Origin of the sequence: Arthrobacter hankyongi, assembly GCF_022012395.1 — a bacterium.
Lineage (GTDB): Bacteria > Actinomycetota > Actinomycetes > Actinomycetales > Micrococcaceae > Crystallibacter > Crystallibacter hankyongi.
On record NZ_JAKLTQ010000001.1, the window covers coordinates 70,846 to 90,112 of the forward strand.

At 69.0% G+C, this 19,267-nt stretch carries 17 protein-coding genes; 2 read left to right on the plus strand and 15 right to left on the minus strand.

From position 1 onward, the window contains the following. From pstC to LVY72_RS00375, 11 genes are all read right to left on the minus strand, one after another. A complete protein-coding gene (pstC, locus tag LVY72_RS00325; protein ID WP_237817460.1) occupies positions 1 to 1,038 on the minus strand; it encodes a phosphate ABC transporter permease subunit PstC in 1,038 nt (345 codons plus the stop codon). Next, positions 1,035 to 3,797 (minus strand): hypothetical protein, encoded by a 2,763-nt coding sequence (locus tag LVY72_RS00330; RefSeq protein ID WP_237817461.1) that lies wholly within the window; start codon positions 3,795 to 3,797, stop codon positions 1,035 to 1,037. Before LVY72_RS00330 ends, pstC begins: the two co-directional genes overlap by 4 nt. 393 nt (positions 3,798 to 4,190) lie before the next feature. Then, positions 4,191 to 5,579, minus strand: a complete 1,389-nt coding sequence (locus LVY72_RS00335) for a hypothetical protein (RefSeq protein WP_237817462.1) — start codon at positions 5,577 to 5,579, stop codon at positions 4,191 to 4,193. Between the two features lie 84 nt (positions 5,580 to 5,663). Continuing rightward, a complete protein-coding gene (locus LVY72_RS00340) occupies positions 5,664 to 6,779 on the minus strand; it encodes a hypothetical protein (RefSeq protein ID WP_237817463.1) in 1,116 nt (371 codons plus the stop codon). Positions 6,780 to 7,056: 277 nt separating this feature from the next. Next, on the minus strand, positions 7,057 to 7,656 hold the full coding sequence (locus tag LVY72_RS00345; RefSeq protein ID WP_237817464.1) for a hypothetical protein: 600 nt from the start codon (positions 7,654 to 7,656) through the stop codon (positions 7,057 to 7,059). A gap of 177 nt (positions 7,657 to 7,833) precedes the next feature. Continuing rightward, a complete protein-coding gene (locus LVY72_RS00350; protein ID WP_237817465.1) occupies positions 7,834 to 8,340 on the minus strand; it encodes a hypothetical protein in 507 nt (168 codons plus the stop codon). Further along, complete coding sequence (gene dapB, locus LVY72_RS00355; protein WP_237817466.1) at positions 8,333 to 9,091, minus strand: 4-hydroxy-tetrahydrodipicolinate reductase; 759 nt, start codon at positions 9,089 to 9,091, stop codon at positions 8,333 to 8,335. The genes LVY72_RS00350 and dapB overlap by 8 nt, the downstream gene beginning before the upstream one ends. 36 nt (positions 9,092 to 9,127) lie before the next feature. After that, complete coding sequence (locus tag LVY72_RS00360; RefSeq protein ID WP_237817467.1) at positions 9,128 to 9,598, minus strand: molybdenum cofactor biosynthesis protein MoaE; 471 nt, start codon at positions 9,596 to 9,598, stop codon at positions 9,128 to 9,130. Beyond that, a complete protein-coding gene (locus tag LVY72_RS00365) occupies positions 9,588 to 10,070 on the minus strand; it encodes a MogA/MoaB family molybdenum cofactor biosynthesis protein (protein ID WP_237817468.1) in 483 nt (160 codons plus the stop codon). Before LVY72_RS00365 ends, LVY72_RS00360 begins: the two co-directional genes overlap by 11 nt. Beyond that, positions 10,067 to 10,555, minus strand: coding sequence for a cyclic pyranopterin monophosphate synthase MoaC (moaC, locus tag LVY72_RS00370; RefSeq protein WP_372463660.1), 489 nt, complete (start codon positions 10,553 to 10,555; stop codon positions 10,067 to 10,069). The genes LVY72_RS00365 and moaC overlap by 4 nt, the downstream gene beginning before the upstream one ends. Continuing rightward, the gene (locus tag LVY72_RS00375; protein ID WP_237817470.1) at positions 10,552 to 11,820 is read right to left on the minus strand and encodes a molybdopterin molybdotransferase MoeA; all 1,269 of its coding nucleotides are present in this window, start codon (positions 11,818 to 11,820) and stop codon (positions 10,552 to 10,554) included. The genes moaC and LVY72_RS00375 overlap by 4 nt, the downstream gene beginning before the upstream one ends. A gap of 139 nt (positions 11,821 to 11,959) precedes the next feature. Between LVY72_RS00375 and moaA the strand changes: the two genes are divergently transcribed. Continuing rightward, entirely contained in the window at positions 11,960 to 13,042 is a 1,083-nt protein-coding gene (gene moaA / locus LVY72_RS00380; protein WP_237817471.1) for a GTP 3',8-cyclase MoaA, read from the plus strand. Then, entirely contained in the window at positions 13,043 to 13,309 is a 267-nt protein-coding gene (locus tag LVY72_RS00385; protein ID WP_237817472.1) for a MoaD/ThiS family protein, read from the plus strand. A gap of 43 nt (positions 13,310 to 13,352) precedes the next feature. On the opposite strand, the gene LVY72_RS00390 is transcribed toward LVY72_RS00385, so the two are convergent. The 4 genes from LVY72_RS00390 to rpsO form a co-directional block, all read right to left on the minus strand. After that, positions 13,353 to 14,894, minus strand: coding sequence for a N,N-dimethylformamidase beta subunit family domain-containing protein (locus LVY72_RS00390; protein ID WP_237817473.1), 1,542 nt, complete (start codon positions 14,892 to 14,894; stop codon positions 13,353 to 13,355). A gap of 72 nt (positions 14,895 to 14,966) precedes the next feature. Then, positions 14,967 to 16,343 carry a M16 family metallopeptidase gene (locus LVY72_RS00395; RefSeq protein WP_237817474.1) on the minus strand — a complete coding sequence of 459 codons (1,377 nt, stop codon included), beginning with the start codon at positions 16,341 to 16,343 and terminating at the stop codon, positions 14,967 to 14,969. A gap of 2 nt (positions 16,344 to 16,345) precedes the next feature. Then, on the minus strand, positions 16,346 to 18,604 hold the full coding sequence (locus LVY72_RS00400; RefSeq protein WP_237818145.1) for a polyribonucleotide nucleotidyltransferase: 2,259 nt from the start codon (positions 18,602 to 18,604) through the stop codon (positions 16,346 to 16,348). Positions 18,605 to 18,855: 251 nt separating this feature from the next. Further along, positions 18,856 to 19,125, minus strand: a complete 270-nt coding sequence (rpsO, locus tag LVY72_RS00405; protein WP_237817475.1) for a 30S ribosomal protein S15 — start codon at positions 19,123 to 19,125, stop codon at positions 18,856 to 18,858. Positions 19,126 to 19,267: the final 142 nt, after the last annotated feature.

Here is a 19,267-nt window from a genome sequence, read left to right on the forward strand (position 1 = left end):
CTAACCCTCGCTGTCGGCGCCGGAACGGGACTTGGCGATAATCGCCGAAGCGGTGAAGTTCACAACCATGGTCATCAGGAACAGGGAGAAGCCCGCCGCCATCAGCGCACTCATGGCGAACTCGTTCGATTCGGAGTACTTCAGGGCGATCATGGCGGCGATCGAGTTGGCACCCTTTTCCAGGATGTGGAACTTGATCTCGAAGACCGGGCTGATGATCAGGTAGATGGCAATGGTCTCGCCCAAGGCCCGACCCAGGCCCAGCATGGTGCCGCCGATGATGCCGCCCTTGCCGAACGGCAGCACCACGGTGCGGATCATCCCCCACCGGGTGGCGCCGAGCGCGAAGGCACCCTCGCGCTCGCCCACCGGTGCACGCCGGAAGGACTCGGTCATGATCGAGGTCTGGATCGGCACGATCATCATGGCGACCACCAGGCCGGCGATAAAGGTGGAGGCGGTGAACGGAACGGTGTCCCGCAGCGGACTGGCCGGATCCACGCCGTCCACCTGGAACAGCGGGATCCAGCCGAACCAGACGGAAATCCATTTGCTGAAGTCCACGATGTTCGGCTGCAGCATGTAGGCGCCCCAGAGGCCGAAAACCACCGACGGCACGGCAGCCAGCAGGTCCACCATGGAGGTCAGGACCTTCTTCAGCCAGCCTCCGGCCACCTCCGTGATGAACAGGGAGGTGCCCAGCGCCAGCGGCATCGCCACCAGCAGCGCCACCGCGGCAATCTGCACGGTGCCCAGCAGCACGGCGGCAATGCCGAAATCGTTGGATTCCGGTGCCCAGTTGGCGGTGGTCAGGAACTTCCACAGCCCCACCTCGTTGATCGCCTGGACGCCGTTGGAGGCTAGGAAGGCACCGACCAGCAGCATGACCACCAGCACGATGATGCCGCCGGTGAAGGTGATGGCGCGGAACGCATGGTCGCGGCCCGTATAGCTATTGCGCAGTGTCCGCGGTTTGGCCAGGTCAGCCTCGGCCTCGGGACGTTCGGGGATCAGGGTTTCCGGGGTGATGGTGCTCATCGGCGCTTCCCCCTGACCAGCAGCGGTGCGGCAAGTATCGCAGCCAGCGCGGCGCCCAGGACGATGGCCAGGGTGGCCGGAGGCCAGCCGCCGCTGGTGCGCGCCGTCGGGGTCCCGGGCAGTGCCTGCGGTTCGACCGGCGCGGTGGTTGCCGCCGGAGTGCCGGCCGGCGGTGCCGGGCCGGAGCCGGTGCCGGCGGGTACCGGACCGGAGCCCGCCGGCAGCAGGCCGGCAGGTGGTGTGGAGCCGGTGTCGGTCGGCTGCGGGGCCGCCGACGGCTTGGCTGTTGGCTTATCCGTCGGGACCGGTTTCGCCGCAGCTACCGCCTGCAGGCTCTTGACCGCGGCGACGGTGCTGGCCTGCAGCCCGTCCGTCAGCGGCGCGTAACCCGGCGGCAGCATGCCGGCGCGGAAACCCTGCTCCTGGCCATCGGTGGACAGGTAGTCGAACAGTGAGGCGAAGGTCTTCGCATCGGCCGAGGCCAATCCTGCCGTCTTGACTGCTCCATAGACCGGCAGGGTCAGCGGATAGGCACCGTCCCGGTAGTCCGGCTTGGCGGCAGGCTGCAGCACGCCGGCCACTTCGGTTTTCACAAAACCAGCCGCTGCGGTGCGCAAGCTCTGGGCGGTGGCCCCGACACAGGCGGTACCGGCGGTGTCGCACAACTGGGCGGTAGGCAGCTGGAACTTGGCCGCGGAGGCGGCATCGGTGATCGACAGGACACTGCGGCCGCCGTAGCCCTGGCGCGGCACGGACTTGAACGCAGCCGGGGTACATTCGGCGCACCACTGGCTGGTGGATGCCGGCTGTGCGCGGACGGTGTTCAGCGCTGCCGCTGCCATGTCGGCCACGCGGGCGTACTGGTCCCCCACGGTGAGCGCGGGCTGGTCCACGGAGCCGTCCTCGCGCAGTACCGGTGCCCGTTCGGTCCAGTAGGCCTGCGGGTAGGCCGCGCTGTCCGAGGGGTAGTTGGCCTTGGCATAGTTGAAGGTGGACGGCACCTTGGTGTCCTTGATCTTGGCCGCAGCCGCTGCATCCAGATCCTTTGCCTGGTCCGGGCATTCGGCGTAACTGCGGGTGGAATAGAACGGGTTGATGACCATGCCGGCTTCGTCCGGGCAGCCGTTCAGGAAGGCGCGGCCCGCGTCGTCGGCCAGGATCCAGTCCCAGACCGCGGCGGCCGCGTCCGAGCGCAGGCCCTCTACCACCGGCGGCGCCATGTTGGCGGCCGAACCGAGCCCGGTCGGGTTGAGCCGCTTGAACTCCGGATCCGACTGCAGGCTGAACGTCATCGGCACGCCGTACTTGGTGCTGCCCGGGCTGGTGAAGGGTGCGGTTTCCACCGAGGCGGGTGCGGAGTGCACCACATAGCTCTGGGTCAGCAGCTTGGCCAGCAGCCGTGCGTTGAACTTCAGGTTGCGTACCATCGAACCACTGCGCTCCCGGTCCGCCTCGAAGGCAGCCTCATTCGCGTAGCCGCAATCCTTCAGCGTGTATTCCGTGAAGCGGGTGGTGCAGACGTTGTCGATGGTCATCGCGACGACGACGCCGGACAGCGCCACCGGCGCGTACAGCACGTCCTTGCCGGCATCGCCTTCCAACGGCTGGGTGGTGAACTTCAGCGGATCCGCCGGTCCCAGTTGCTGGCGGGCCTGCAGGTCCGCCATTGGCGAGAAGCCCAAAGTGAACTTGCGGTCCGCGCAGATGCCCGGGATCCAGGACTTCATGGCCACGGTCAGGGCCTCGGAGCCGGAGCTGAGCGTGGCGGCATCGTCCGACGGGCAGACCGCGGCGGTGGGCTGGAAGTGCAGCGGCACTTGCAGGCGCATCGCCCACAGGCTGGGCGACAGCGGCCCGGCAGACTGGACCTCGTCCATCGCCTCCGTCCGGGGCACTGCGACCAGCCAGCAGGTCTCCACGCTCGGCGCCTCGGGATCCAGCCCGCAGCCCAGGCCGGAGGCTTCGGTACCGGTCTGCAGTTCGAAGCTGCGCGAACCGTCGCCCTGCCCGGAGGCAAGGAACCGCGAGTGCTCGTTAGTGGTCGTGGCATTGAAGAACGGGTTTCGGAATTCACTGAGGTTGAATCCGTCCTCGATCCGGGTCACCTCGCCGCCGATTGACTGGAACGGCGCGGGCAGGTTCATCTTGGTGGATTCCGGCGCCAACTGTTCCCAGTCCCCGCCCTTGACCAGCGGGTCGTTGCGGAGGGAGCGCTGGTGTTGCGAGGTGGAAATGTCGCCGTCCGGCCCGACGGCGCCGAACTGGCAGGTGGCCGGATCCGGCTCGGCAGCCTTGGGGTCAGGCTTGCCGTCCTCCCCCATCGCTCCCCAGCACTGGAAAACCTGGAGGTAGGTGGAGTTCAGGCCGTTGCTGCCGGTCACCGGCTTGGCCCCGTTGAAAGAGACGGTGACGGCCTGGTTCTGCAGGTTCTGCGTCTGGGACACGGTCAGGCTCAGACCGCCCAGCCCATTGTCCGGTCCGAAGGTTTCCTCGGCCGCGGTCCGCAGCCGGGTATTGACGTCCGCGTAGCTCTTGGCATCAGTATGCGGCAGCAGGCCGGTCTCATCACGCGGGACCACGCTGCCGGGCGCATTGCCCTGATTGTCCCAGCGGACGGTGACCGCGGAATCGCTGGCCATGCTGCCCTGCGGCCCCCAGTCACTGCCCGAGGCAGCCGGTGCCGCGGCCGCGGGGCCGGTCCCCGCCGTCGTGACGGCCATGATGCCAGCGACCACAGCAGCGGTAGCAGCTGCAGCCATTACCGGCCACCGGTTTCCAGGACGCGGTCGTGCTGGGCGCAGCAGTGCCGGCTGCCGGGCGCCCGTGCGGCGGGCAGTACGGGGTTGGGTCATCGAAACTATCCTTTGGCGCGGCCACGGGAAGGCCGGGAGCTGGTGACTGGCCGCGGCGGAAACTTTCCGGCGGGCGGAAGTGTCCCCACCGGAACGGGAGGCGGCCGGGACACTTCCTCATTATCGGAAGCGGCACCCGCGCGGCCCGGATCCACAGGCAAAGGACGGCTGTCCGGAAGATGAACAAATCCCCTCCTGGCCCGCTCTGCACCGGCCGGTGGACACAGCAGGGGCGGACCGGATGCTCCGGTCCGCCCCTGCCAATGCCTGGCGGCTAGGTGATGCGCTGGCGTGATCCGCTTAGCGCACGGTCCTCGAGGAGGAGATGCTGCTGCCGGTCAGGTAGCCGCTGCGCTTGAAGGTCACCTTCACGCTGATCTTCCGGCCCTTGTCGCGGCTGGTCAGCTTGTAGCTGCTCTTGGTGGCCTTGGAGATGGCCTTGCCGTTGCGCAGCCACTGGTAGGACTTGGACGAGGCCGTCGGCGAGGAGCTGGAGCTGGCCTTGACCGTCCGGCCGACCTTCATGGTGCCGGTCACGGACGGCTTCTTGTAGCTGAAGACGCCGTAGCCGGTGCGCGAGGCGGCGGTCTTGGTGACCGTCGTGTAGCCGCTGCGGGAGAACTCCACGCGGACGGTGATCTTCCGGGCCCGGTCGCTGCTGGTCAGCTTGTAGCTGCTGTTGGTCGCTCCGGTGATGGACTTCCCATCGCGCAGCCACTGGTACTTGACCGTGGCAGACGGCGACGCGGTGCCCACGGACGCCTTCAGCGTGTAGCCGACAGCGGCGGTGCCGCTGATCGTCGGGATGGGTGCGGAGGAGAACTTTGCTGCGGCGACGGTGGCGCTGGCCACGGAGGTAGCCGATACGTCCGCGTAGCCGGTCTTGACGTAGGTCACCTTGACGCTGATCTTCTTGCCCAGGTCGGCAGCCGTCAGCACGTAGCTGGACTTCGTGGCGCCGGAGATCGTGGCACCGTTGCGCAGCCACTGGTACTTGGTGCTGTCCGCGGACGGGCTCGAGGATTTGGCCGTGGCCTTCAGCGTGCTGCCGACGACGGCGGTCCCGGCAACGGTGGGGGCGGCGACCGGAGCGAACTTCGGCGCGGTGATGGTCCAGTTCTTGCTGGCATCGGTGGTCAGCGTGGCCCAGGAGGCCACCGCCTTGCCGGATGCGGGCACGACGGTGGCGGTGCCGAAGTCATCCGACTGCGTCGTGCAGGTGTAGCCGATGCTGTAGGTGTGGTTGGCCAGCAGGGCCGCCGCCATGTCTGCAACCGGCGTCTTGTCCGACTTGACGAAGCCGCCGTCCAGGGTCATGGTGTCCGCGAGGCTGCCATCAGCAGCGAACGACATCTGGTTCATCGGGTCCAGCGTGAACGGGTACACGCTGCGGGCCTCGGTGGTGGCGTTGGCAACCGCCGGGGTTTCCTGGCCGGGCTCGGAGATGAACAGCAGCGCGCCGTCCATGCTGCCGGTGGAGGCACAGGTCATGTCGCTGCCGATTTCGGTAGCCGCCAGGTCCTCCACGGACCAGTTGCCGGATGCCTTGTTGGAGGTGACGGTGCCGGCGGAACCGGCGACGACGGCCTGGGCGGCCGGCGCCATGCCGGCGGCCAGCAGCACGGCCGCGGCGGCCGCGGACGTGCCGGCCAGCGCCAGGCGGGTGGACTTCTTCTTCAGGGTGGTCATGGCGACCTGCTCTTTTCTCACGGGGCGCTCAGCACGAGCGCAAGCATGGAACGTTTAAGGGCTGGGTGTGACTAGGAAGCGGGACTAGTTGGTGAAGCCGGACGGCTTGCCGAAGTCCCAGTCGCCCACGTAGGAGAGGTTCATGAAGCCGTACTTGCTGATGATCGCCTTGCCCGCGGTGGTCTTCAACTGGCGGGTGACGGCGTTGCGGACCAGGACGTCCTTGTGCTCGGTGCTGGTCTTCACGTCGCTGGCCACCACGTTGTAGGTGTCGCGGGCGAAAGTGCCGAAGCCACTGGACGGCGCCGTGCTCGCGCTGCCGTAGAGATTGCCCGGCTTGAGGGCAGGCACCGCGCTGCTCGGGTCGATAGCCTTCAGGCTGTTAATGTCGGCCAGCTTCTGGCCGGCCCCGGTGGTGTCATCCATGACGCCGTTCTTCTGCGCGATCCACTGCGCCGCGGAGAACGGAATGATGTCGCCCTCGTTGACCAGCGCTGCGCCGGAGTTCTCCGCGTAGATCTGCTCCCCAGCGGGGATGCAGCTGGTGTCGACGGCGGAGATGCCCGCTGCCTTCAGGAAGAAGCTGCGGGTGCCGGAGGCGGCCTGCGGCAGCTTCGGGGTCAGGGTGATGCCGTCAACCACCGGCTTGCCGCCGATGACGGTCACCCCGGCGCCTTCGGTGCAGCTGAAGATGTTCTTGACCTGGTCCGAAGTCAGGTTCAGCGTGGTGCTGCCGGCGGAGTCCTTGTACGCCACGGTCACCGCGTCGCGGGCGAACGGCAGGAAGGTCAGCTCGGTGCCGGCCACAGACGGGCTGGAGGAAGAACGGGCGAAGTCGATATCCGACTCAGCCAGCGTATAGGTGGTGCCGCCGTCGACGTAGGTGTGCTTGCCGGCATTGTGCGCCGCACTGAGCGCCTTCACACCGGCGCCGGAGCCGGCCGGGCGGGCCAGCTCGGCACCGCCGGCCTTCGGGGTGATCAGACCGGGCGTGCCGAACGCGTTGTAGGAGGCCACGTTGCGGGCCGGGCCGCTGTTGGACAGGCCGTTCCAGACGTCCTGGGTGGTATCCGAACCGACGGCAGCCAGCGGGCGGTCGGCGGCAGTCGGTTCAGCCGAGGCGGCTGACAGCCCCAGCAGCACCAAGGCGACGGCGGACAGACCCGTCGCACCGGCCTTGATGAAGGAAGTGGATTTCATGAGGATCCTCAATCTCGGAATGCGGTGATGGCGTCCGTCCCGGCGGAGATTTGCCGGAAGGGGAAGGCCGGATCCCTGAACGAGGGCCTGCACTTGGGGTGCGCCGGTCTTCCCACGGCGGAACAATCCGATCATCGCCGCGGGCCGGCCGCCGGGCCGTCCCGCCGGGAGAAGCAGCAGGGACCGGCACATGAATTTCCGGTAGCCGGAGGCCAACAATCGTGGCCGGCGCTTGCGTAACGCGCTGGACCAGCCCGAAGGATCACAGCCCGCGGGATCAGCCCTCTACGCGGGCATCGGCCTCCACCATGATGGAGATGTCCGGAGCGGCCAGCCGGTGCCGCTGGCCGTGCTTGGCGGGCTTTTCCGCGATCCGGGCCTGCGGCAGGCGTTCCAAAGCGGCCACGGCGGCCCGGTCCCGCTCCGCCGCCAGCGGGTACCACTGCGAACAGGACAGCAGCGCCCGCCCGGACGCCACCGCCACCCAGCCGTACAGGCCGTCGACGGGCCGGTGCAGCGGGACGATGCTCAGGGCCGCCGCCTCCGCCTGCACCTGTGCGGCATGGGCGGCCGCCTCCTGGTAGCTGTCGAACATGCCGATGCCCCGGGCCTGCTCGCGATGGTTGCTGGACACCAGGCGCCAGATGAAGCTCGGCTCGTCATAGCGCGGCATGCTGCGCACCAGCGGCTGCCAGGCAGGCGCATCGGCGGGCAGTTGGCCGCGCAGCGCGCCGGCAGCGGCAGTACCGACGGTGGCCGCGAGGGCCCCGGCCGCGCCGGCGTGCGCCAGCAGCTCGGCGATCTCCACCTCGCGCTGGGCCCAGCGCTCGGCGGCGGGCACCAGTTGGTTGAAGAAAGAGGTGAACAGGATGCGCATGCCGGACAACTGCAGAACCCTTCCGTGAGACCGCAGGGCCCACGAGGATCGTGTGCGGCAGGGATACTGTCCGGCCGCCGAGTAAACGATTAACGTCCGCAATCCACCAACAGGGATCTTCCCCGTGAATACTCGATGAAACTTCCCAAGGGTGCTGCCCAATCGGCGCGCGGCATGCTAGCCGGCAGCCTCCGGCGACCGGTACAGCGCAATCGCCCGGCGCATCGACTCCCGGGCCCGCTTGCGGTCCGACGCGGCGTCGTAAGCGCAGGAGAGCCGGAACCAGCTGCGCCAGTCCCCCGGTGCCGCCTCCGCCTCGGCCTTGTACTTGAGGAACTCCGCATCCGCGGCCTCGCGTACGATGCGCCCGGCGGGGGTGCGCGGCAGGTTGTCCACCGGCAGGCCGCCCTCGGCCTCCAGGATCTTCGCCAGCTTGGACATCCGGCTGCCGAAGATGATTTCGCGCCCCAGCGCCCAGGCTCCGACCATCGGCAGCAGCACCAAGGCGACGCCCAGCCCCTTGGCGGCCAGCGACGGCTCGCTGAGCATCAGCCAGGCCCGCTGCAGGGTCACCGCCAGATAGCCGGCCAGCAAGGCGATGATCACCCCGACCCAGATCTTGCTGCCATGCCGGGAATACCAGGACACATGCTCTGCGGGGTTGGTCTGTGCGTGGTCAGCCATTGAGGTCGAGATAGCCGTCGAGGCCGTAGGTCAGTCCCGGGTGCGCGGCCACCGAGCGCAGGCCCAGCAGCACCCCGGGCATAAAGGAGGCACGGTCGTAGGAGTCATGCCGGATGGTCAGCTGCTCGCCGGGCCCGCCGAGCAGCACTTCCTGATGCGCCACCAGCCCGCGCAGCCGGACGCTGTGCACTCGCACGCCGTCGACGTCGGCGCCGCGGGCGCCGTCGAGGCACTGCTCAGTGGCGTCCGGGCCGGCCGGCACACCGGCCGCCGCGCGCGCGGCGGAGACCAGCTGCGCGGTGCGCACCGCGGTGCCCGACGGCGCGTCCACCTTGTCCGGATGGTGCAGCTCGATGATCTCCACCGATTCGAAGTACCGGGCGGCCTTGGCGGCAAAGGCCGAAGCCAGCACCGAACCCAGGGCGAAGTTCGGCGCAATCAGCACGCCGGTCCCCGGGTGTTCGGCCAGCAGGCCGGACAGCGCGGCACGGCGGTCCTCGTCCCAGCCGGTGGTGCCCACGACGGCGTGCAGTCCGTGCTCGACGGCGAAGCGGACGTTCGCTTCGGTGCTGGCCGGTACGGTCAGGTCCACCACGTGCGTGGCACCGGCGTCGAGCACGTCCTGCAGCGAATCGCCGCGGCCCAGCGCGGCAACGAGGTCCAGATCTTCGGCGGCGGTGACAGCCTTCACGGCTTCCGCGCCCATGCGGCCGTGGGAGCCCAGAACGGCGACTTTCAGTGGTGGGGTCATGCCCTCTAGGTTATCGTCAGATTGCCGCCGGCCGGTTCAGGCGCTGCCCACCCACTCGCTGCCGCCGTCGCTGAAGTGCTGTTCCTTCCACACCGGTATGCCGTGCTTGATGGCCTCGACCAGGTCGCGGCAGGCTTCGAAGGCTTCGCCCCGATGCGCCGACGCGGCGGCCGCCACCAGCGCGTGGTCCCCCACCGCCAGTTCGCCGATGCGGTGCGCCGCCCACAACCGGGTGCCCGGATGCCGCGCGGCGACCTCCGCGGCCAGTTCGCCCATCCGCCGGCCGGCACTGGGATGGGCGCTGTAGCCCAGCCGGGTGACGCCGCGGCCGCCGTCGTGGTCGCGCACGATCCCGCCAAAGGTGACGACGGCGCCGGTGGCCGCCGTTTCCACCGCAGCCCAGGCGGCGGCGGTGTCGATCGGATCCGCGCTGATGCCGGCGAACACGACGACGCCGGGTCCGGCTTCTGCCGCGGCGCCGGTTTCAGTACCTGTCTCAGTGCCCATGGCTCCCCTCCAGTTGGTCGCAGATGTGGCCGATAATCGGGTCCAGCACAGCGAGCGCGTCCGCCACCCCGCGCGGCGAACCGGGCAGGTTCACGATGAAGGTGCGTCCGGCGGTACCCGCGTACCCGCGCGAGAGCGCGGCGTACGGCGTGTCGGCCAGCCCGGCGGAGCGGATGGCCTGCATGACGCCGGGCAGCTTGCGCTCGAGCAGCGGCCTGGTCATTTCCGGAGTCAGGTCGTCGTGGCTCAGGCCGGTACCGCCGCTGGTGATGATGACCCGGGGGTCCAGCAGCAGCAGCGCCCGCAGGGCAGCCCCCACCGGCTCGCCGTCGGGCACCACCAGCGACTGGCTGGTGTCGAAGCCATGTCCGGTGAGCCACTTGCTGATCACCGGCGCGCTCTGGTCCTCGTAGGCTCCAGTGGCCGCCCGGGTGGAGGCAATCAGCACGCTGGCCGTGCGCCGGGCGGTCACAGCTGCCAGTCCCCGCTCTTGCCACCGGATTTGCCCAGGACCTTGATGTCGCTGATCACCGCGTGCTTGTCCACGGCCTTGACCATGTCATACAGGCTCAGGGCGGCCACCGAGGCGGCGGTCAGCGCCTCCATTTCGACGCCGGTGACGGAACGGGTTTTGACCGTCGCCTCGATCCGCACGCTGGCTTCGCCGGGGTGGAAATCCACCGTGACCTTGCTCAACGGCAACGGGTGGCACAGCGGGATCAGCTGCGGCGTGGCCTTGGCCGCCATGATGCCGGCCACCCGGGACACCGCCAGCGCGTCCCCCTTGGGCAGGTTCCCGGCCACCAGCAGCGCCACGACCTCGGGCCGGGTTTCCAGCACCGCCTGCGCGGTCGCCTCGCGGGTGGTCTCGGCCTTCGCGCTGACGTCCACCATGTGGGCGGTGCCGTCGGCCCGGACGTGGGTGAGGGTCTCGTTGCTGTGGTCCTGTTCGCTCATAGAAGCCATATTTCCACGTTCTGCCCGGCCTCACGGCGGATCAGATCCTCGGGCAGCTGGATCAGGGCGTTGGACCGGGCCAGCGCATGGACCAGATGCGAGCCCGGCCCGCCCATGGGAAGCACCGCGGCGCCGTTGTACCAGCCGCGGCGCACCTGGTGGATTCCCGCCGGCGAGTCGAGGGTCCCGCCGGCCGGCAGCCGCAGCGGTACGTTGAGCACGGTCCGCGGCGCCGGCACGGCCAGCACCGTGCTAAGGACCGGGCGCAGGAACATCTCGAAGGACACCAGGCAGCTCACCGGATTGCCGGGGAAGCCCAGGAAGGCGGTGCCGAGCACTGACCCGATGCCCTGGGGGCCGCCGGGCTGCATCGCGACCGAGACGAAGTCCACCGCCGCGCGGACGGTCCCGTCCCCGGCCAGGGCCTGTTTGACCACCTCGAAGGCACCCTTGCTGATGCCGCCGGTACTGAGCACCAGATCCGGGACGAACCGGTCCAGGTCCGCTGCCAGCGCCCGGGCGAACGGTTCCGGCGCATCGGCCAGGATCCTGCCGCTGACTACCTCACAGCCGGCCTCGGCCAGGGCGGCCGAGAGCAGCGTGGTGTTGGCATCATAGATTTGCCCCGGACCCAGGGTGCCGCCGGGCGCCACCACCTCGTCGCCGGTGCTCAGCAGCAGCACCCGCAGCCGCGGCAGCACCGGCACCTCGGCGATGCCCAGCGCGGCGAGCAGGCCCAGCTGGGCGGCCTTGAGCACCGTTCCGGCCGGCAGCGCCAGGGCGCCGGCTTCGATGTCGCTGCCGGCGGCGCGCACGAACTGTCCGGCCGGGACATTCGCCGGCAGCGCCACCCTCCGGCCCGGTTCGAAGGGGGCGAAGCTGTCCGGCACGGCCTGTTCCACGGGCACGACGGCATCCGCCCCGGCCGGCAGCATGGCCCCGGTCATCACCGGTACGGCGCAGCCGGGCGGCAGCTGCCCGGCCGCCCGGCCGGCCGGCACCGGCGGGGCGACGTCGAACTCCACTGTGGATCCGGTGGCGCCTGCAGATCCGGTGGCGCCGCTGATGACGGCGTAGCCGTCCATTTGTGAGTTGGCGAACGGCGGCAGGCTCACCGGGGCGGCAATATCGCTGGCGAGCACCCGCTGCACGGCGCCGGCAAGCGACACCGTCTGGACCGCGCCGGCTCCGGCCAGGCGGCGCTGCCAGGCGCCGCGCACCAACTCGAGGACCTGATTCCGGTGGTCGGACACGGCTCTGCGCACGCTCTGGCTCCTGAAGGTCTCGGATCGGGGTTCCGCAGCCATCCTAGAGGACCGGGGCCCGGCGCCCGCACCGATTAATATGCGGCTGGCAACCGGCGCTGGGGAAGCACGGCTTGCCCCACTAACGTACCGTGGAAACATGAGCGTTAATCTGGGCTTGCCGAAGATTGCCCGGCCCGCCCCGCCGGAGCTGCCGGGCCTGCCGGACCGGTTCGGCCGTACCGCCACTGATCTGCGGATCTCGCTGACGGACAAATGCAACCTGCGCTGCACCTACTGCATGCCGGCCGGCGGTCTGGACTGGCTGGCGAAGGAGCAGGTGCTCACCGACGCGGAGATCATCCGCCTGGTGCGCATTGGCGTGGATCTGCTGGGCGTTCGCGAACTGCGGTTAACCGGCGGCGAGCCGCTGGTGCGGGCGGGTCTGGTGGACATCATCGCCGGGGTGCGCCGCAACCACCCGGACCTGCCGGTCTCGCTGACCACCAACGGCCTGGGCCTGGACAAGCAGGCAGGCGCGCTCAAGCAGGCGGGCCTGACCCGGATCAACGTGTCGCTGGACTCGCTGCACGCGCAGACCTTCGCCCAGCTCACCCGGCGGCCGTTCCTGGACCGCGTACTGACCGGCCTTGACGCCGCCGACGACGCCGGTCTGGGCCCGGTGAAGATCAATGCCGTGCTGATGCGCGGTATCAACGACCTCGAAGCGCCCCGGCTGCTGGACTGGTCACTGGACCGCGGCTACGAGCTGCGGTTCATCGAGCAGATGCCGCTGGACGCGGACCACGGCTGGACCCGGGACAACATGGTCACCGCCGCGGAGATCCGCGCCATGCTGGAGGCGGGCGGCTTCGAGCTCTCGCCGGATCCGCGCCGGCGCGACGGCGCCCCCGCCGAACGCTGGCAGGTGCGGCGGTCGGGGGCCGCCGGGACGGCACCGGCCGGCACGGTGGGGATCATCGCCTCGGTCACCGAGCCGTTCTGCGCCGACTGCCGGCGCACCCGCGTCACGGCCGAGGGCCGGGTGCGCTCCTGCCTGTTCTCGCACGAGGAAACGGATCTGCGCGCCCTGCTGCGCGGTGGGGCTGCCGACGGCGCCGTTGCCGAGCGCTGGCGGGAAGCGATGTGGGCCAAGCCCCGTGCCCACGGAATGGACCATACCGGGCTGGGGGACGCGGACTATGTCCAGCCGGACCGCACCATGAGCGCGATCGGAGGCTAAATGATCATCAGGTATTTCGGCGCGGCCAAAGCGGCCACCGGCGTCGAGGAACAGGCACTGCCGCTGCCCGACGGCGGCACCTTGGCCCAGGTGCTGGAACTGCTGGCGCGCGAGCATCCGGTCCCGGCCGCGGCGGGGGCTCCGGCGCTGCCGGCGGTGCTGGCGCGCAGCAGCTTCCTGCGCAACGAGACGGCCCTCAAGGACCATGCGGCGGTGCTTGAGGACCGGGACGTCATCGATATCCTGCCGCCCTTCGCCGGCGGCTAGGTCCGGTTAGGTCCAGCGTGCCGTAGCTTCGCAGGACACGGTTTCAGAAACGGTACTGCGTGCCAAGGGGGCCGGCAGAAACCGCGCGGATGATGTTCTGGGTGACCCGGATGGCGAAGCGGCGCGAACGCAACGGCACCTTCCTGTTCCGCTGCGCCTTCAGCCAGTTCAGCGACGCCATGTCGATGACCCCGGCCCCCGAGGCGGCCAGGTAGGCGGTCGAGTCCGCCCATCCGTGTGCGTAGACCCGCCCGGCGGCCGGGGAATGCGCGAAGACGTGCAGGTCCGACGGGTCCCTGAACTGCTTCAGGACCCGATCCACTTCGCCGCCCACCAGCCCCGGAAACCTGTCCCCCCGGGATACCCCGGTCCCGTGGAAGGCGAAGAACCCGGGATCACTGACGGTGAAGGCGCCGGACACGCGGACGTCGTCGTACATGGCCCCGGTCAGGGTGCTTTCCGGCTCCGGGCGGCTCCCCTCGCGCCAGATGGTGGTATCGAGCTCCGGATGGCGGTACCGCACCGGATCCAGGTCGCGGTTCCAGTCCTTGTAGCAGACGAGAACCCGTTCCGGACCCAGCCGGGACGGTTCGGTCCGGACGCGCCAGTAGACACTGTTCGCGCCGAAGAACACCACGTTGGTCCCCCGGTCCCGCGCGCCCTCCACCGTGCGGCGCAGGGCGGCCGGCCAATATTCGGTGTGGCCGGAGAACAGCAGCGCATGCGCGCCCGCCAGCAGCCCGGGTTGGCGCGTCAGCCTGGCCTCCGTAGTGTAGCCCAGGGAAATCCGGTTGTCCCCGATCGCTTCTGCGGCCCGGATCAGCGGCGAATTGTACTTGTCCAGCTCGCGAAAGTTCTGGTACGGACGGTCGAAGGTGACCTTGTAGGAGCGGTCCAGGAACCGGGCGTGCGCCCCGGCGTAGAGGGAGTGGCCGCCCCAATGGTTGTAGGCCTGCATGGTGAGGTCGTTCAGGACCACCACGGCCTTTCCCCGGAGCGAACCGGATTCCACCACCAGCGGGATCAGGTGCTCCGCGGAACCGGCTGCGGCGAGCACCAGGTAGTAGAAACCCTCCGGCCACGCCGCCGTGTCGATCTCGGTAGCCACGTCCCAGTCGCAGGAGACCATCCGGGTCACCGGATCGACGTCGAAGGGCGTCTGCGGCCGAACGGCCACCGGACCCGAACTCCAGACCAGCCGCTGGCCCGCACCGGCATAGTCCCCCAGCCGGAAGGCCATGATGCGTACGCTGCCCATGGTGGAACTGACGTAGAGCTGGATCTTCCGCTGACGTGCCGTGGAGGCATGCTGGCCCAGAAAGCCCGACAGCCGGTCGTCGCTGGTCCAGCGGGTCGGCACCGAACGGCGGCCGATGCCGCGAAGCCTGTTTTCCGCCACGTAGCTGAACGCAGACCGCTCCCCGGAGCGGACGGGCAGTGCGCCGGAGGTTCGGGGCCGGATTGCGGCCGGGATGACGGTAGCGGCAGGCTGCTGCCCTTTCGCGGTGCAGCCAGCCAGCGCGGCGGCGGCAAGCAGGCCGCCGAGGATGGCCCGACGTCCCGGGTCCGGCTTGGCATCCGTCATGGCACAGCCTCCTGAGGCCCCCGCTGAACTGCTCCAAGTATGGCGCAGCAGGCGGGTTCGCGTCAGGAGGCCTTACATGCCAAAATCCGACGGACGGTCGAACGGACCCACCACCGTCACGGTCCGCGGTGCGCCTGCCAGTTCGGCAGCCAGTTCCTGCACCTGCCCGGCCGTGACGGCGCGGATCCGGGACAGCGATTCGTCCGCGTCCAGGAATTCCCCGGAGACCAGTTCGGCCCGGCCCAGCCGCGACATCCGCGATCCGCTGTCCTCCAGGGACAGCACGATTCCGCCGGAGAGCTGGCCGACGGCCTTGCGCAGTTCCTCGTCGCTGATCCCCTCCGCGGCCAGCTTGTCCAGTTCCGCCCCGAGCAGCCCGATGACCTGCTTGGTTTTCGACGGCGAGCAGCCGGCGTACATGCCGAAGTAGCCGGCATCGGCGTAAGCGCCGGAGAAGGAGTAGGTCGAGTAGACCAGGCCGCGCTTCTCGCGCACCTCCTGGAACAGCCGTGAGGACATCCCCCCGCCGAGCACCGCATTGAGCACGCTCATCACGAAGCGCCGTTCGTCGGTGGCCACGATGCCCTGGCAGCCCATCACGATGTTGGCCTGTTCCACCGGCCGGCGGAAGACGTGGATGCCCGGCTGCGAGGTGATCTGCGCCAGACCGGTGGAGCGGCGCGGCACCGGGTGCCGGCCCTCCTGAAGGTCCCAGCCGGCGCGGTTCAGTGCCTCGAGCACCTGCCGGCAGACCGCGTCGTGGTCCAGCCCGCCGGCGGCGGTGACCACGAGTTCCTCGGGACGGTAATAGCGCTGGTAATGGTCCCAGACAGCCTCGCGCGGTACCGCCTGGATGGCCTCCGGGGTCCCCCCGATCGGCCGCCCGAGCGGATGGTCGGAGAGCACCGCCGCCACGAACATCTCGTGGCAGACGTCGGCCGGATCGTCGCTGTCCATGGCGATTTCTTCCAGGATGACGGCGCGTTCCTGCTCCAGCTCCTGCGGATCCAGCACGGCGGAGGTCACCATGTCGGCGATGACGTCAATGGCCATCGGCAGGTCCGAATCCAGCACCCGTGCGTAGTAGCAGGTGCTTTCCTTCGCGGTGGCGGCGTTGGATTCGCCGCCGACCTCGTCGAACGCCGAAGCGATCTGCATGGCTGTGCGCCGCCTAGTGCCCTTGAACAGCAGGTGCTCAAGGAAGTGGGTCGAGCCCTGCTGGCCATCGGCTTCGTCCCGGGAGCCGACGGCGACCCAGAAACCGATTGTCGCCGACCGCTGGCCGGGCATGGCCTCGGTCAGGACCCGGACTCCTCCCGGCAGAACCGAGCGGCGCACAATGGCGCCGCCCGGTTCGCCGTGGACGAGTGTCGGGTCCGTGCCGCCGATCCCATCGCTGGAACCAGTATTCCTTAGGCTGCCGGCCAGCGGCAGGTCGACGGCGGCCATACCTACTCGGCTGCTGCCGCGGCTTCCGCCGGGGCCGTTCCGCCCTCGGCGGCTTCCTCGGCGACCACCGGGGCCAGCGAGAGCTTGCCGCGGTCGTCGATCTTGGTGATTTCGACCTGGACCTTCTGGCCGACGGAGACCACGTCGTCCACGTTGTCCACGCGCTTGCCGCCGGCGAGCTTACGCAGCTCGGAGATGTGCAGCAGGCCGTCCTTGCCCGGGGTCAGGGACACGAAGGCACCGAAGGTGGTGGTCTTGACGACCGTGCCGAGGTAGCGCTCGCCCACCTCGGGGATCTGCGGGTTGGCAATCGCGTTCACCGCAGCCCGGGCAGCCTCGGCCGAGGCGCCGTCGGTCGCGCCGATCAGCACGGTGCCATCGTCCTCGATCGAGATATCCGCACCGGTGTCTTCCTGGATCTGGTTGATCATCTTGCCCTTGGGGCCGATGACCTCGCCGATCTTGTCCACCGGGATCTTCACGGAAATGATCCGCGGGGCGAACTCGGAGAGCTCGTCCGGGGTGTCGATTGCCGCGTTGATCACGCCGAGGATGTGCAGCCGCGCCTCGCGGGCCTGCTTCAGGGCCGCCGCCAGCACGGAGGCCGGGATGCCGTCCAGCTTGGTATCCAGCTGGATCGCGGTCACGAACTCGGAGGTGCCTGCCACCTTGAAGTCCATGTCGCCGTAGGCATCCTCGGCGCCGAGGATGTCGGTCAGGGCAGCGTAGCGGGTCTCGCCGTCGACCTGGTCCGAGACCAGGCCCATGGCGATACCGGCCACCGGCGCCTTCAGCGGAACGCCCGCGTTGAGCAGCGACAGCGTGGAGGCGCAGACCGAGCCCATCGAGGTGGAGCCGTTGGACCCGAGTGCTTCGGAGACCTGGCGGATGGCGTACGGGAACTCTTCCCGGCTGGGCAGCACCGGCACCAGGGCGCGCTCGGCGAGGGCGCCATGGCCGATTTCGCGGCGCTTCGGGGAACCGACGCGGCCGGTCTCGCCGGTGGAGTACGGCGGGAAGTTGTAGTTGTGCATGTAGCGCTTGCGGGTGACCGGCGAGAGCGAGTCGATCTGCTGCTCCATCTTGAGCATGTTCAGGGTCGTCACGCCCATGATCTGGGTCTCGCCGCGCTCGAAGATGGCCGAGCCGTGCACGCGCGGGAGCACCTCGACCTCGGCGGTCAGCTTGCGGATGTCCGTCAGGCCGCGGCCGTCGATGCGGACCTGGTCCTTGAGGATCCGCTGGCGGACTACCTGCTTGGTCACGGCGTTGAAGGCTGCGGAAACTTCCTTCTCGCGCCCGGCGAAGGCGGCTTCCTCCGTGCCTGCGAGCTTGCCGAGCACCTCGGCCTTGAACTCGTCGGCGGCGTCGTTGCGGGCCTGCTTGTCGGCGATCGAGAAGATCTCGGCCAGCCGGCCGGCAGCGTCCGCCTCGACCGCGGCGAAGACGTCGTCCTCGTAGTCCTTGAAGACCGGGAATTCGACCGTCGGCTTCGCCGCACGGGCGGCCAGGTCCGACTGGGCTTCGCACAGCGCGCGGATGAACGGCTTGGCCGCCTCCAGGCCCTCGGCCACGACCTCTTCGGTCGGGGCAGTGGCGCCGCGTTCCTTGATCAGGGTCCAGGCGTTGTCCGTAGCTTCGGCCTCGACCATCATGATCGCGACATCATCGCCGGCAATACGGCCGGCGACCACCATGCTGAACACGGCGTTCTCAAGCTCGGAGTGCTTCGGGAAGGCCACCCACTGGGCGCCGTTTCCTTCATCCACCAGCGCCACGCGGACACCGCCGATCGGGCCGGAGAACGGCAGGCCGCTGAGCTGGGTCGACATCGACGAAGCGTTGATCGCCACGACGTCATACAGCACGTCCGGGTTGATCGCCAGCACGGTGACGACGATCTGGACCTCGTTGCGCAGGCCCTTGACGAAGGCCGGGCGCAGCGGGCGGTCCATCAGGCGGCAAGCCAGGATGGCCTCGGTGGAGGGCCGGCCTTCGCGGCGGAAGAACGAGCCCGGGATGCGGCCGGCCGCGTACATGCGCTCTTCGACGTCCACCGTCAGCGGGAAGAAGTCGAAGCCTTCGCGCGGGGACTTGCCCGCGGTGGTGGCGGAGAGCAGTGCGGTGTCTTCGTCGATGTAGACCATCGCCGCACCGGCGGCCTGCTGTGCCAGCCGGCCGGTTTCGAACCGGACCACACGCTGGCCGTAACGGCCGTTGTCGATCACGGCCTCGGAGAACTGAATTTCGGGACCCTCCAAGAGAGCCACCTCCATTTCCTGATTGATCAGGAGGCGCCAGCACCAGCCCAGGCCTGAAGTGCCTGTACAACACCCGGTCTTCGATCGAGGCCCACGGGCTCGATGCTCCCGTAAACCACTACCGAGGACCGCGAATGCCGCGGTGCCGGCCACCCCTGTTATTCGGTTATTGAGTTGTGCCTGCCGCCCCACGCGGACGGGGGCCACAGGAGCGGAGGCGGCATCCGTGCGGATGCCGCCTCCGGTTCCTGCTAGCGGCGCAGGCCGAGACGCTCGATGAGCGTACGGTAGCGGTTGATGTCAGTGTCATGCAGGTAGCTGAGCATACGACGACGACGGCCGACCAGGGCCATCAGGCCGCGGCGGGTGTGGTGATCGTGCTTGTGCATCTTCAGGTGCTCCGTCAGGTCCGCGATGCGGCGGGACAGAACTGCGATCTGCACCTCGGGAGATCCCGTGTCGCCCTCGTGGGTGGCGTAAGCCTTGATGATTTCCTGCTTGACAGCGGCGTCCAATGCCACAGTAACTCCTAGAAGTTGTGCCGTGAGGCCCGAACAACACTTCGCTGCCGGGTATTTGGCACCCGCGGGACAGGATCAAGCCGGCGGAACCGGGAAACTGCGTGCGGGCGCAAAGAAATTCAGCCGCCACGGACCGCAGCCA